13 protein-coding genes are annotated in these 13,898 nt (G+C 71.6%); 7 read left to right on the top strand and 6 right to left on the bottom strand.

Annotated features, from left to right (window positions below; all coding sequences use genetic code 11):
• Positions 1-182: 182 nt before the first annotated feature.
• From ACQEWB_RS07840 to fxsA, 4 genes are all read left to right on the top strand, one after another.
• Positions 183-623, top strand: a complete 441-nt coding sequence (locus ACQEWB_RS07840) for an Lrp/AsnC family transcriptional regulator (RefSeq protein WP_121888443.1) — start codon at positions 183-185, stop codon at positions 621-623.
• A 47-nt stretch (positions 624-670) separates the two neighbouring features.
• Positions 671-2,272 (top strand): amidohydrolase, encoded by a 1,602-nt coding sequence (locus ACQEWB_RS07835; RefSeq protein ID WP_432828455.1) that lies wholly within the window; start codon positions 671-673, stop codon positions 2,270-2,272.
• Positions 2,273-2,838: 566 nt separating this feature from the next.
• A complete protein-coding gene (locus ACQEWB_RS07830; protein WP_432828453.1) occupies positions 2,839-3,633 on the top strand; it encodes a polyprenol monophosphomannose synthase in 795 nt (264 codons plus the stop codon).
• Positions 3,634-3,751: 118 nt separating this feature from the next.
• Positions 3,752-4,309, top strand: coding sequence for an FxsA family membrane protein (gene fxsA, locus ACQEWB_RS07825; RefSeq protein ID WP_432828451.1), 558 nt, complete (start codon positions 3,752-3,754; stop codon positions 4,307-4,309).
• A gap of 118 nt (positions 4,310-4,427) precedes the next feature.
• Here fxsA and ACQEWB_RS07820 read toward each other — a convergent pair whose 3' ends face one another.
• From ACQEWB_RS07820 to ACQEWB_RS07805, 4 genes are all read right to left on the bottom strand, one after another.
• Positions 4,428-4,802, bottom strand: a complete 375-nt coding sequence (locus ACQEWB_RS07820; protein WP_010046329.1) for an RNA polymerase-binding protein RbpA — start codon at positions 4,800-4,802, stop codon at positions 4,428-4,430.
• A 255-nt stretch (positions 4,803-5,057) separates the two neighbouring features.
• Entirely contained in the window at positions 5,058-6,401 is a 1,344-nt protein-coding gene (locus ACQEWB_RS07815) for an MFS transporter (RefSeq protein WP_432828449.1), read from the bottom strand.
• Positions 6,402-6,460: 59 nt separating this feature from the next.
• On the bottom strand, positions 6,461-7,237 hold the full coding sequence (locus tag ACQEWB_RS07810; RefSeq protein ID WP_432828447.1) for a glycerophosphodiester phosphodiesterase: 777 nt from the start codon (positions 7,235-7,237) through the stop codon (positions 6,461-6,463).
• Positions 7,234-7,887 carry a YczE/YyaS/YitT family protein gene (locus ACQEWB_RS07805; RefSeq protein ID WP_432828445.1) on the bottom strand — a complete coding sequence of 218 codons (654 nt, stop codon included), beginning with the start codon at positions 7,885-7,887 and terminating at the stop codon, positions 7,234-7,236. Before ACQEWB_RS07805 ends, ACQEWB_RS07810 begins: the two co-directional genes overlap by 4 nt.
• A 99-nt stretch (positions 7,888-7,986) precedes the next feature.
• Between ACQEWB_RS07805 and ACQEWB_RS07800 the strand changes: the two genes are divergently transcribed.
• Positions 7,987-9,486 carry a PLP-dependent aminotransferase family protein gene (locus ACQEWB_RS07800; protein ID WP_432828443.1) on the top strand — a complete coding sequence of 500 codons (1,500 nt, stop codon included), beginning with the start codon at positions 7,987-7,989 and terminating at the stop codon, positions 9,484-9,486.
• Positions 9,487-9,534: 48 nt separating this feature from the next.
• Here the strand turns inward: ACQEWB_RS07800 and ACQEWB_RS07795 are convergent, their stop codons facing one another.
• Positions 9,535-11,109, bottom strand: coding sequence for a hypothetical protein (locus ACQEWB_RS07795; protein WP_432828441.1), 1,575 nt, complete (start codon positions 11,107-11,109; stop codon positions 9,535-9,537).
• Between the two features lie 40 nt (positions 11,110-11,149).
• Positions 11,150-11,344 carry a hypothetical protein gene (locus ACQEWB_RS07790; protein ID WP_037742059.1) on the bottom strand — a complete coding sequence of 65 codons (195 nt, stop codon included), beginning with the start codon at positions 11,342-11,344 and terminating at the stop codon, positions 11,150-11,152.
• 260 nt (positions 11,345-11,604) lie between these two features.
• Here ACQEWB_RS07790 and ACQEWB_RS07785 point away from each other — a divergent pair, with 260 nt between their 5' ends.
• Positions 11,605-11,997, top strand: coding sequence for an ankyrin repeat domain-containing protein (locus ACQEWB_RS07785; RefSeq protein ID WP_432828439.1), 393 nt, complete (start codon positions 11,605-11,607; stop codon positions 11,995-11,997).
• A gap of 301 nt (positions 11,998-12,298) precedes the next feature.
• Entirely contained in the window at positions 12,299-13,717 is a 1,419-nt protein-coding gene (locus ACQEWB_RS07780) for a HEAT repeat domain-containing protein (RefSeq protein ID WP_432828437.1), read from the top strand.
• Positions 13,718-13,898: the final 181 nt, after the last annotated feature.

The following is a 13,898-nucleotide window of genomic DNA, read 5'->3' as shown; positions in this document are numbered from 1 at the left end:
CAAGCACTTCCCGTCCGGTCACGGCGGTAATCACGAGAGCATCACGGAGACGTCTCGACGACTGTGGCGTTCGTCACATGCCGCTCGCAGATGCCCATGGCGGACGCCTACATCACGAACCGGGCATGACCTGGGGTGCTGAGGTATCCGAGGAGATCAAGCGCACTGTAGGTTCTTGCGCCATGGAGGAGCTCGACCGACAAATCGTTCAGCTGCTCGTCAAGGACGGGCGGATGAGCTACACGGACCTGGGCAAGGCCACGGGCCTGTCCACGTCGGCCGTGCACCAGCGGGTGCGGCGGCTGGAACAGCGGGGCGTCATCCGCGGTTACGCCGCGGTGGTGGACCCCGAGGCGGTCGGGCTGCCCATGACCGCGTTCATCTCGGTGAAGCCGTTCGATCCCAGCGCGCCGGACGACATCGCGGACCGGCTGGCCGGGGTTCCCGAGATCGAGGCGTGCCACAGCGTCGCGGGCGACGAGAACTACATCCTCAAGGTGCGGGTGGCCACGCCCCACGAGCTGGAGGAGCTGCTGGCCCGGTTGCGGACGCTGGCGGGCGTTTCGACCCGCACCACGGTGGTCCTCTCCACACCGTACGAGGCGCGGCCGCCGCGGATCTGACCCACCTGCGTACCGAGCGGTCCCGGCGAGGCGCGAGACTGTTCCTCATGAGTGAGCGAAGCCCCGAGCCGAAGACCGTCCTGCTCCGTCGCGGTGAGGTGCACAGCCCCGCCGATCCCTTCGCGACCGCGATGGTCGTCGAGCGCGGGCAGGTCGCTTGGGTCGGGTCCGAAGGGGCCGCCGACGCCTTCGCGGACGGGGTCGACGAAGTCGTCGATCTCGACGGGGCCCTGGTCACCCCGGCGTTCACCGACGCCCATGTCCACGCCACGGCCACCGGCCTCGCGCTCACCGGTCTCGACCTGTCCGACGCGCCGTCCCTGGAGGCGGCGCTCGCTCTTGTACGGGACTTCGCCGCCGGTCGGCCGGGCGATCGCGTTCTCCTCGGGCACGGGTGGGACGCGGCCCGCTGGCCCGGCGGTCGCCCGCCGACGCGCGCCGAGCTGGACGAGGCGACCGGCGGGCGGCCCCTCTATCTGAGCCGTATCGACGTCCACTCGGCGGTCGCGACGACGGCCCTGCTCGACATGGCTCCCGATCTCGGCGCGGTGGACGGGCCACTCACCGCCGACGCTCATCACGCCGTCCGTGCCGCCGCGTTCGCAGGTGTTACGTCGGTGCAGCGCACCGAGGCCCAGCGCGCCGCCCTCGCCCGGGCCGCCTCCCTCGGTATCGGGTCGGTCCACGAGTGCGCGGGGCCGGAGATCTCCTCCGAGGACGACTTCACCGGGCTGTTGGCGCTCGCCGCCGACCTCGCGGGCCCGCGCGTGGTGGGCTACTGGGCCGAGCAGGACGTCGAGAAGGCACGTGAGCTGGGCGCGGTCGGCGCCGCGGGGGATCTGTTCGTCGACGGTGCCTTCGGCTCGCACACCGCCTGTCTGCACCAGCCGTACACCGACGCCGGACACACCGGCACCGCTTACCTGGACGCCGCCGCCGTCGCCGCGCATGTCGTCGCCTGCACCGAGGCCGGACTTCAGGCGGGGTTCCACGCGATCGGGGACGCGGCCGTCACCGCCGTCGTCGAGGGTGTCCGTGGCGCCGCGGAGAAGGTGGGCCTCGCCCGGATCCGGGCCGCCCGGCACCGCGTCGAGCACGCCGAGATGCTCACGCCGGAGACGGTCGCCGCCTTCGCCGAGCTGGGGCTGACCGTGTCCGTCCAGCCCGCCTTCGACGCGCTGTGGGGCGGCGAGGAGGGCATGTACGCCCAGCGGCTGGGCGTGGAGCGGGCGAGGTCGCTCAACCCCTTCGCGGCCCTGCTGCGGGCCGGCGTACCGCTGGCCTTCGGCTCGGACAGCCCGGTAACACCCCTCGACCCCTGGGGCACGGTCCGGGCCGCCGCCTTCCACCGCACCCCCGAGCACCGCGTCTCCGTGCGGGCCGCCTTCACCGCCCACACGCGCGGCGGCTGGCGGGCGGTCGGGCGCGACGACGCGGGTGTCCTTGTGCCGGGCGCGCCCGCGGACTACGCGGTGTGGCGTACCGACCAACTCGTGGTCCAGGCCCCCGACGACCGGGTGGCCCGCTGGTCCACCGATCCCCGCTCCGGCACCCCGGGTCTGCCCGACCTCACCCCGGGCCATGACCTGCCCGTCTGCCTGCGCACCGTCGTGGGCGGCCGGACGGTGTTCGTACGGCCGGGCGAGTGATCTACCGGGGTGGCGCGCCGCGGATCCCCGGTCGCCACCCTGTCTCGCGACCTGCGCATCCTCCGCGCTGACCAGGCCTTTGAGGGCATACGCGCAGGTCAAACGGCTGTTGACAGGCGACGGCAGGGGGCCGGTAGGTTCGGCGAGTCCACCACCGGACGCCCGACCGGGGAACCTCCGAGCACTCGCCCGCGGCACCGCTGGGTCAGGGACGGTGTGCCGCACCGGGGCACCGCCACTGGGAGCCAGGCTCAGCGTTCGCGCCGCAGCGAGGGAACGTTCCGGCCGGTCGGGGAGGTGTGACCCGGGTGGGGCCCGGGCTCAGTAGACAACGGCTTCAGGTCGACCCGCAGCCAGCGGGTCCCAGGTCGGCCCGAAGGGCACCGGGCCCCCATCCGCAGCACGCGGCCACGACGGTACGCCGACAGGCAGGTGCCCAAACAGGGCCGAAACCGGGCTCTTACCCCGCTCTTGTGGAATCGACACCACCATACGAACCTTCTGTCACGTCATCGCAGGCGGCGGCCACTATGGTGGACGTCTGCGTACGGACAGAAGGGGCAGCAGTGAACGACGGCGACGGGACCCTCGCGGCACAGGACCGGGGGAGGCAGTTCGGCCCGCTCGGCACGGCCTTGGTGATCATTCCGACCTACAACGAGGCGGAGAACATCAAGTCCATCGTCGGCCGGGTGCGCAAGGCCGTCCCCGAGGCGCACGTCCTCGTGGCCGACGACAACAGCCCCGACGGCACCGGCAAGCTCGCCGACGAGGTGGCCGCCGAGGACGACCAGGTCCAGGTGCTGCACCGCAAGGGCAAGGAGGGCCTCGGCGCCGCCTACCTCGCGGGCTTCCGCTGGGGTCTGGAGCACGGCTACGGCGTGCTGGTCGAGATGGACGCCGACGGCTCCCACCAGCCCGAGGAACTGCCCCGGCTGCTCACCGCCCTCAAGAGCGCCGACCTGGTCCTCGGCTCCCGCTGGGTGGCCGGCGGCCGGGTGGTGAACTGGCCCAAGTCCCGCGAGGTCATCTCCCGCGGCGGCAGCCTCTACTCCCGCCTCGCCCTCGACCTCCCGCTGCGCGACATCACCGGCGGTTACCGCGCCTTCCGCCGCGAGACCCTCGAAGGCCTGGGCCTCGACGAGGTCGCCTCCCAGGGCTACTGCTTCCAGGTCGACCTCGCCCGCCGCGCGGTCAAGGCCGGCTACCACGTCGTCGAGGTCCCCATCACCTTCGTCGAGCGCGAACTGGGCGACTCCAAGATGAGCCGCGACATCCTCGTCGAGGCCCTCTGGCGGGTCACCGCGTGGGGCGCCACGGAGCGGGTCGGCAAGGTACTGGGGCGCGGCAAGAAGGCCTGACAGGAAGTCCGGCAGGAATGTCCGGCAGTCGCGGGTCATCGGGTCCTCATACGGCTTCACAGGCCCCGTTGATCGTTCCCTTATCCCGCACTGAGCCGGGCCCAGGCACACTGGATGCATGACGACTGGTGCTCCGACCCCCACGTACCCGACCCGGCCCCGCCGCTCCCGGCTGCGGACCTTCCTGCCGCTGGGCGTCGCGGCCTGGCTGGTGCTGGAGATCTGGCTGCTGACCGTGGTCGCCGGCGCGTCGAGCGGGTTCACGGTGTTTCTGCTGCTGCTCGCCGGGTTCCTGCTCGGCTCGGCGGTGGTCAAGAAGGCGGGCCGCCGCGCCTTCCAGAACCTGAACGAGGCGCTCCAGCGGGGCACCACCCCGCAGAGCGGCGGCAACGGGCTGATGATGCTCGGCGGCCTGCTCCTGATGATCCCCGGCCTCATCTCGGACGCGGTGGGCCTGCTCCTGCTGATCCCGCCGGTCCAGAAGGCCCTGGGCCGCTTCACGGAGCGCACCCTCGACCGCAAGCTGCGTGCGGCCGCCTCGGGCGGTTTCGGCGACGCCTTCCAGCAGGCCCGCATCCACCGCCCCGACGGCAAGGTCGTACAGGGCGAGGTGATCCGGGACGAGGCGCCGGGCGACGACGCCCCGCAGGACCCGCGCCCGCCGCTGACGCGATGACGGCGCCGTAGAAGCCGTAGCAAAGGCACAGACGCACGACTGCGGGCGGCTACGTGAATCCACGTAGCCGCCCGCAGTCTCTTGCGTTGTGTTGTAGTCCGCCCGACCCCGGCAGGGACTAAGCCGATTTGCGGCTGTCCCGCGGGTGGATCGCGATGTTCATCGCGCCCGAGCGGAGAACGGCTAGACGCTCCTCGAGGACCTCTTCGAGTTCCTCGCGGGTGCGCCGTTCCATCAGCATGTCCCAATGTGTACGCGCGGGCTTGGCCTTCTTTTCCTCAGGGCCGTCGCCGTCAACGAGGAGTGCCTGGGCCCCGCAGACCTTGCACTCCCACTCCGGCGGGATCTCCGCCTCGACCGAGAAGGGCATCTCGAAGCGATGTCCCTTCTCGCATGCGTACTCCACGGCCTGGCGCGGGGCCAGGTCGATGCCGCGGTCCGTCTCGTAGCTGGTCACCACGAGGCGCGTGCCGCGAAGAGCTCGCTCACTCATGAATCGTGCCTCCCGGGCTTGTCGCCCACAGGACAGGTGTCGCTGTCGTCGTCATCCGGTCAACGTCCGGTCGGCGGTAAAGATTCCCGTTCCGGGTCATGCGTCGCCGTCGTAGCCGCCCCTTGTTGTACCCACCGGCGCCCGGTTTGTCACATCTGCTAGCAGATGTCACCCAGCGTTTCGGCATCTTTGACGCGCAGTAACGGTACGCCTGGCAGGCCAAACGCGTACACTACCGCCCTTTCGCGCCGAACGCTAAATCCTCTCGGGAACCGGATTGCCCGCGTCGTGGATCGCCCGCCGCACCGGAACCCGCGCGAGCAGCGCGAATCCGATGACGAAGAAGGCGACCAGCGAGATGATCGCGTCCCGATAACTTCCGGTCAGCTGGTAGGTGATACCGAACAGAAGTGGACCGAGCCAGCTCATACCCCGGTCGCTCATCTCGTACGCCGAGAAGTACTCGGCCTCCTTGCCGGGCGGCACGAGATGGGAGAAGAGGGAGCGGGACAGCGCCTGGCTGCCGCCGAGGACGAGCCCGATACCGGCCGCGAGCACGAAGAACCACACCGGCGCCCCGGCCGGCAGGAAGTATCCGGCCGCCAGCGTCACCGTCCACGCCACCAGCGAGCCGAGAATCGTCCGCTTCGCCCCGTAGGTCCGCGCCAGCCGCCCCATCCCGAGCGCGCCGACGACCGCGAGTACCTGGACCATCAGCACGGCCGTGATCAGCGTGGACTGGCTCAGGTCCAGCTCCTCGGAGCCGTACACCGAGGCCTGGGAGATCACCGTCTGGATGCCGTCGTTGTAGATGAGATAGGCGAGCAGGAAGGAGAGAGTGAGCGGTTTGCCCCGCATGTCCCTGACGGTTGCCGCCAGTTGCCGCCAACCGTGGACCGCGGGTACGCCGGATGCCTCGGACGTCGTACGGCGGTCGCGCAGCCGCTTCAGCGGTACGAGGGTGAAGGCGCCCCACCACAGGCCCGCCGAGGCCAGACAGATGCGGACCGCCGTGGACTCGGAGACGCCGAAGGAGTCGTGGGCCGTGAACAGGACCAGGTTCACGACCAGCATCGTCGAACCGGCCGCGTAGCCGAAGGCCCAGCCGCGCGAGGAGACCCGGTCGCGGTCCTCGGGCGGAGCGATCTGCGGCAGGTAGGAGTTGTAGACGACCATCGAGACGGCCACGGAGGAGTTGGCGACGATCAGCAGCAGGCCGCCGAGCAGATAGCGGTCCCCGGAGAGGAAGAACAGGCCGGTGGTGGCCGTCGCGCCCACGTAGGCGCACGCGGCGAGCAGCGGCTTCTTGCGTCCCGTGCGGTCGGCGGCCGCACCCACCAGAGGCATCACCAGGATCGAGACGATCACGGACGCCGAGACGCAGTACGCGAAGAACGACCCCGCGCGTACGGGGATCCCCAGCGGGTGCACGAACCCGTCCACGTCCGCCGCCGACTTGGCGACCGCGGTCAGATAGGGACCGAGGAACACCGTGAGCACGCTCGTCGAGTAGACGGAGCAGGCCCAGTCGTAGAAGTACCAGCCGCGCTGCTCGCGCCGCTGGTCTAGGGCGTCCGCCCGCACGGTGTCGGTGCTCACCTGTGCCCTCGCTTCCCCGCCGAAGGTGGTCGTGCCAAGGGGGCGGTGGTGCGGAGGTGTCAGGTGTGGGTCACCCAGACGCCGCGGTCCTCCATGACCTTGCGCAACGTGTCGATGTGATCGGTCATGATGCCATCGACTCCCAGGTCCAGGAGCCGCTGCATGCGATCGGCCTCGTTGATGGTCCACACGTGCACCTGAAGACCACGCGCGTGTGCCGTGCGCACGAAGCGGCGATCGACCACCTGGATGCCCGACTGGGCCTCCGGCACCTGGGCGGCGACGGCGGAGGCGCGCAGCGCGGCGGGCACGCCCCAGGAGCGCAGTCGCAGGTTGAGGACTCCCCGGGTGCCGTAGGAGGTCGCCAGGCGCGGCCCGGCCAGCCGCTGGGCGCGGACCACGCGCGCCTCCGAGAAGGAGCCGACGCAGATCCGGTCCCAGGCGTTCGTGCGCTCGATCAGGTCCAGGAAGGGGTGGAGCGAGGACTCCGCCTTGAGGTCCACGTTCCAGCGCACCTCGGGGAAGGTCTCCAGGAGCTCCTCGAACAGCGGCACCGGCTCCTTGCCCGCCACGCGCGCGTGGCTGACGTCCTTCCACGGCAGGTCCGCTATGCGCCCCGCGCCGTCGGTCACCCGGTCCAACGTGGAGTCGTGGAAGGCGACCAGCTTGCCGTCCACCGTGGTGTGCACGTCGGTCTCGATGTACCGGTAGCCCGTGTCCACCGCGCGCCGGAACTGCAGCACGGTGTTCTCCAGACCGTCCGCCGCCCCGCCCCGGTGGGCGAAGGCGATCGGGCCGGGGTGGTCGAGGTAGGGGTGGCGTATCCGCGTGGTCACGGTCGCAGTATGGCTCCCCGCGGTTGCCCTTCGGCAACGACCGTGCTGCCGTCGGATGCAGCGGGGACGTCGAACACCCGCAGGAAGAGCTGCGCGAGCGGCCCGATCGACACCGCGTACAGGACGGTGCCGATGCCGAGGGTGCCGCCCAGCGCGAATCCGGTCGCGACGACGGCCACCTCGATCGCCGTACGCATCAGCCGGATCGAGCGGCCGGTACGGCGGTGCAGCCCCGTCATCAGGCCGTCCCGCGGGCCGGGGCCGAAGCGGGCGGAGATGTACAGCCCGGTGGCCACGCCGTTGAGCAGGATGCCGGCCAGGAGGAGAGGGATCCGCACGGCCAGAGCGTGCACCTCGGGCACGAGCGTGAGGGTGCCGTCCATGGCGAGGCCGACCACGAAGACGTTGGAGACCGTGCCGAGACCCGGGCGCTGCCGCAGCGGGATCCAGAGCAGCAGCACCGCCGCGCCCACGATGATCGAGACGACGCCGATCGTCAGGCCGGTGAGCTCGGCCAGGCCCTGGTGCAGCACGTTCCAGGGCTCCAGACCCAGGCCCGCCTCGACGAGAAGCGCGGAACTCGCGCCGTACAGCGCGAGTCCGACGTAGAGCTGGATCAGCCGCCGCCCGAGACGGTCCTTCGTGGCCAAGGGATACCCCCTGTGGTCGTAGTGGCCTGCTGCATGTCACCCTGGGACCTGGGTGGAGATGTCATCCATGGCCAATTCGAGGAAGGTGGACTGATTTCCATGACGCAGTGGACCTCGGCGATGGGTGCCGCTCAGCTCGCCCGGCTGCTCAACTCCCAGCAGGACCGCCCCGCGGGCCCCGGCACCCGCCGCCCGCCCGCCTACCGTGCGCTGGCCGACGGCATCCGGCTGCTGGTCCTGGAGGGCCGCGTCCCGGTGGCCGCCCGGCTGCCCGCCGAGCGCGAGCTGGCCCTGGCCCTGTCCGTCAGCCGTACGACGGTGGCGGCGGCCTACGAGGCGCTGCGCACCGAGGGATTCCTGGAGTCCCGGCGCGGCGCCGGCAGCTGGACGGCCGTACCGGCCGGGAACCCGCTGCCCGCGCGCGGGCTCGAACCCCTGCCCCCCGAGGCCCTCGGCTCGGTGATCGACCTGGGCTGTGCCTCGCTCCCGGCCCCCGAGCCGTGGCTCACCCGCGCCGTCCAGGGCGCCCTGGAAGAACTGCCGCCGTACGCCCACACGCACGGCGACTACCCGGCCGGCCTGCCCGCCCTGCGTTCGATGATCGCTGACCGGTACACCGCGCGCGGGATCCCGACGATGCCCGAGCAGATCATGGTGACCACGGGTGCCATGGGTGCGATCGACGCCATCTGCCATCTCTTCGCCGGGCGCGGTGAGCGGATCGCCGTCGAGTCACCCTCGTACGCCAACATCCTCCAGCTGATGCGGGAGGCCGGAGCGCGGCTCGTGCCCGTCGCGATGGCCGAGGGACTGACCGGCTGGGACCTGGACCGCTGGCGCCAGGTGCTGCGCGACGCGGCGCCGCGGATCGCGTACGTCGTCGCCGACTTCCACAACCCGACCGGCGCGCTCGCCGACGACGACCAGCGGCGCCAGCTCGTGGAGGCGGCCCGGTCGGCGGGGACGGTGCTGGTCGCCGACGAGACGATGAGCGAGCTGTGGCTCGACGACGGGGTGGAGATGCCGCGGCCGGTGTGCGGGTTCGACCCCGCGGGATCCACCGTGATCACCGTCGGCTCGGCCAGCAAGGCCTTCTGGGCCGGGATGCGGATCGGCTGGGTGCGGGCGGCGCCGGACGTGATCCGCAGCCTCGTCGCCGCGCGGGCCTACGCGGACCTGGGGACGCCGGTGCTGGAGCAGCTCGCGGTGAACTGGCTGTTCAACACCGGGGGTTGGGAGCAGGCCGTGGCGGTACGGCGGGCACAGGCCCAGGAGAACCGGGACGCGCTGGTCACGGCGGTACGGCGGGAGCTGCCGGACTGGGAGTTCGAGGTACCGCGGGGCGGGCTGACGCTGTGGGTGCGGACGGGTGGTCTGTCCGGGTCGCGGCTCGCGGAGATGGGGGAGCGGGTCGGGGTACGGGTGCCTTCCGGGCCGCGCTTCGGGGTGGACGGGGCCTTCGAGGGGTATGTGCGGCTGCCGTTCACCGTGGGGGGCGCGGTGGCTGAGGAGGCGGCGGTGCGGTTGGCCGCGGCGGCGAGGCTGGTGGAGTCGGGGGCGACCGGGGGCGGGGAGACGCCGAGGACCTTCGTGGCGTGAGGGACGGTCGCGCGGGCGGGTGGGATTCGCCGGCCCGCGCAGGCCGAGTCAGCTTTCTGCCACTACCGCGTCCGCGGGAATCGGCTCCGCCTCCATGCCCTCCGCATCCGCCGGCGTGGTCCGCGGCGGCAACAGCGCAAGCACGGCCTGCCGGTCCGCGTCGCTCGTCGCGTCGTCGTACGGGTCCGGGGTGGACGGGACCTGGAGCCGGTGCACCGGACCGGCGCCCAGTCGCGCGTACCCCCGTCCGGGCGGGACCTGGGTGACCGGCGTCGTGTGCGGGGGCGCGCCCAGGACCGCCTCCAGCTGGACCGGCGTCGCGGGCCCGAGCACGACACGCGCGCGCGTGTGCTGCCGTACCGCGTCACTCAGCGCGTCCGCGCTGTCGAACTGGTCGGCCACCACCACGGTGACGCCCGCCGCGCGGCCGTGCCGCAGCGGGACCTGGAGCAGGGACTGCGGGTCCTTGCGGCCGTCGGCGGCGGCGAGGGGGGAGAAGGCGCTCGGGCGGTCCAGCAGGATCCACAGCGGGCGCTTGGTGTCGTCCGGCGTCGGGTGGCCCGCCTGCCGGGCGCGGTTGGCCGCGATCAGCCGGCGTTCCGTCTCCGTCGCCGCCCACTCCAGGCTGGCGAGGGCCCCGGCCAGCCCGCACTCGACGGCGAGGACGCCGTCCCGGCCGGTCAGGCAGGCGTACTCGCCGGTGCCGCCGCCCTCGACGATCACGACGTCACCGTACTGAAGGGCCTGGAGGGCGATGGAGCGGAGGAGGGTCGAGGTGCCGCTGCCCGGTTGGCCCATGACCAGGAGGTGCGGCTCGGTGGAGCGGATGCCGGTGCGCCAGACGACCGGCGGGACGTCGCGCTGCTCCTCGCCGTGGGTGAGCGGGAGCGTGCGCTGGACCTGGGAGGGGTCGGTGAAGCCGAGGACCGTCTCGCCGGGGGCCGTGACGAAGCGCTGGGCGGCGATGTCGGTGGGCAGCGGGGGCAGGACCGTGACGGTGAGCTGGTTGCCCTCCTCGTCCCACGCGAAGTGGTACTCGCGGCCGCGGCCCGACTTGGCGTGCAGCAGCTGCTCGATCCGCGCGCGGGGCTCGGCCTCGCCGTCCGGGAAGTAGGCCGGGTAGCGGACCAGCAGGTGGGTGATGCGGCCGGACTCGTCGAAGTCGTACGCCGGGAAGGCCTTCTCCCACTCGCCGCCGTGGGCGTACGCGGGAGCCGGGTCGTCCGGCGAGGAGAAGTACGGGATCAGGGCCTCGTAGAGCGACTTGAGGCGCTTGGTCTGCGACTCGTCGGGGCCCTCGGGGGCCGCCGGTTTGCGGTCGCGGCCCTGCCAGGCTGCCGCCGCCATCAGGGTGATGGCGGCCAGCAGCGGGCCGTACGGCACCAGCGCCACGACCAGGACCACCGACGCCACCAGGAACAGCAGCGGTCCGCGCTTGTCCTTGGGGGTCTCGGCCCATCTGCGCCGCCCGGCCGTCGCCAGCCGGCGCAGACCGCGCGTGATCGTGATCAGCGGATGGAGGACGTCGGTGGCGCTGTCGGCCGCCGTCCGGGCCAGCTCCCGGCTCCGGGCGATCTGCGCGCTGCCTGTGCTCAGGATGCGGGGGAGGGGGCGCCGGGCCACTGCTGTCTCCTGAAGGTGCGTACGGAAGGGACGGACGGCGTCAGAACTTGATGCCGCCGAGGAGGCTGGCCAGGCTCTCGCCGCCGGCCTTGATGCTCGGCGCGATCGCCGTGCTCGCCAGATAGAAGCCGAACAGGGCCGACACCATGGCGTGCGACGCCTTCAGGCCGTCCTTGCGGAAGAAGAGGAAGACGATGATGCCGAGCAGGACCACGCCTGAGATGGACAGGATCATTTGGGATCTCCTGGTTCGTGGGGACAGTCACCATGAGTACTTCCAGGATCACAGGATGTATCCATACGATAAAAGGTGCAACTGGGTGAATTTCAGCAGATTTCCCTCGGTTGGCGGAGCCGTCCTGGGCCGGTTGAGCAGGGGACTTGCGTCCGACCGGGGCTGTGGTGATCTTTACCTCCGGCGCATCGGGTCATGTGCCGCGCGAGCCAGTACCCTTGCGATTCACCTGAACGGTTGTATGAGAGGCGGTCCGGCCGATGACTGAAGCCCCCGACCCCGAGGTCGTGGAGCTGGCGACCAAGATCTTCGATCTGGCCCGGCAGGGGCAGACCGAAGCGCTCGTGGCGTACGTCGACGCGGGTGTTCCGGCCAACCTCACCAACGACCGCGGGGACTCCCTCGTGATGCTCGCCGCCTATCACGGGCACGCGGACGCGGTACGCGCGCTGCTCGCCCGGGGCGCCGAGGCGGGCGGGGTCAACGACCGGGGTCAGACCCCGCTCGCCGGGGCCGTCTTCAAGGGTGCGACGGACGTCATCAAGGCCCTCCTGGAGGGCGGCGCCGACCCCTCCGAAGGCACCCCCTCGGCCGTGGACACGGCCCGGATGTTCGGCAAGACCGAACTGCTCGACTTGTTCGGCGCACACTGATCCGCATGTTCTGACCAGCGAAAACAGAGAAAACGGGGGAGGCGGTACAGGGCCGCCGAAATTTCGGTCGCGGCAGGTCGAAGTGCCGAGTCATCATGACGTCGTGATTCACGGACGCGATGGCTGGGCAGGTGTTGCCGCACCGCGCGGGCCGTGATGCGGTCCGCGAGGGCCACTGACGAGAGGCAGAGGAAGATGGTCTACAGCAAGCAGGAAACGGCGGGCGCCCCGACGTGTTGTCACGCGGCCAGGTGAAGCAGGAACCCCGGTTGCGTCGACGCTTGATGTGAGGCTGTTTCCCATGTTCGAACCGGTCATAGCGCCCAGCGGTACCCTGCTCGGCCTCCTCCAGAGGGGTCGTGGCGACGGGACGCTGCACGCGCTCACCGCACCGCGGGCCGAGGCGCTCGCGGCACTGAACCACTGTGTGCTGCGCGATCCCCGCCACGACTGGCAGGTGGAGAACCGCTCCCTTTACTACGCCCGTCTCTACCTCGACCTGAACGGCGAGCTGGACGAGATCGAGGCGCACCTCTTCGACGTCGAGGACGCCTTCGACGACGAGGAGTCACGCACGGGCCTGGCCCTCGCGGTCCTCGGCCACCTCGCCTCCTACGGCAGGCTGGACGCGCTCGCGCTGCTGCGCCGGTACGCCGCCTCCGGCTCCAACTGGGCCTGGGCCCTGGACGAGCTGGCCCTGCGCGACGACGACGCCGGGCTACGGGCCCTGGCCGCACCCGTGCTGGCCAGGTTCGCCACCGACGCCGAGGGCGAGGCCGAGCTGGCCACCGCCGTGCGCGACGCCTTCGAACCCCGGCCCTGGCGGCTGTGGGCCGAGGATCCGCGCGAATCGATCGCCACGCGCGTGCGTGCCGCGCAGGAGGCCGGCTGCTTCGACCGCTGGCAACGGCAGATGCGACCAACCGGGCCCCGTCCGGGGTGGAGCGTGCAGGCGGTGTTCGAATGGGCCCAGCAGGGCTGCGAACGCGGGGCCGCGCTGCATGTGCCCGCGGCCCGCTGTCTCATCGCCGTCGCCGGACCCGAGGACCGGCCGGAGATCGTCCGGGCCGCCATGGACGGCACCGACGGAGCCCGCTGCACCGCCTTGCGCTACCTGGCCGACAGCAATGATCCCGACGCCCTCGACCTGATCGAGGCCGCCGTGACCACCGGGACTGTGGCCGTAGTGGAGGCCGCCGTGGACGCCTTCGAGCGGATGCGCAGCGTCGCCGCCGTCGACCGGGCGCGCGGCTGGGCCCACCGCCCCGATCCGCTGGGCGCCGCCGCGGGGCGCATGCTCGCCTGCCGGGGCGGCGCCGAGGACAAGGACCTGGTCCTGGGCGCCCTGCGTGAGGCCGTCCGGGGCGAGGGCCCCGACGCCCCGACCCTGTGGACCCTCGTCGACGGCACCGGCCGGCTTGGCATCGCCTGCGCCGCCCCCGTCCTGCGCCATGTCTACCGGGAGACCGCCTCCTCCCATCTCCGCGGCCGCGCCGCCCGCGCCCTGGCCGCCACCGATCCCTCCTTCCCGGCCGGCTTCGCCGTCGAGTGCCTCTGGGACTGCGAGGAGACCACCCGCGAGATCGCCGCCCGGCACGCCGAGACCGGTGACGCCCGGGTCGTGGAACAGCTCCGCCGCCTCGCCGCCGATCCGGCCGAGGAGGCCGAGGTGCAGACCGCCGTACGAAGTCGGATCGCACCCGACGTGCCTGGTGTCTGAGAACTCCGACTGACCGCTGTTTGAGCCAGCCGCACACTTGCACCCCGGGGTGCGGCACGGCTTCCGGGTGAACGAGGGGTGACCCGCGGGTCAGGTGGTCATGGACAGGGCCTGACCTGCTCGGGTGTGCGGGGGAACGCTCACGGGACGTTCATCGTTCGCAAAGATCGACGTTGACGCG

Source organism: Streptomyces sp. CA-249302, from assembly GCF_050936785.1.
Taxonomy (GTDB): Bacteria; Actinomycetota; Actinomycetes; order Streptomycetales; family Streptomycetaceae; genus Streptomyces.
The sequence above is the reverse complement of the archived record's forward strand: the minus strand, read 5'-3'. Positions and strand labels throughout refer to the sequence as shown.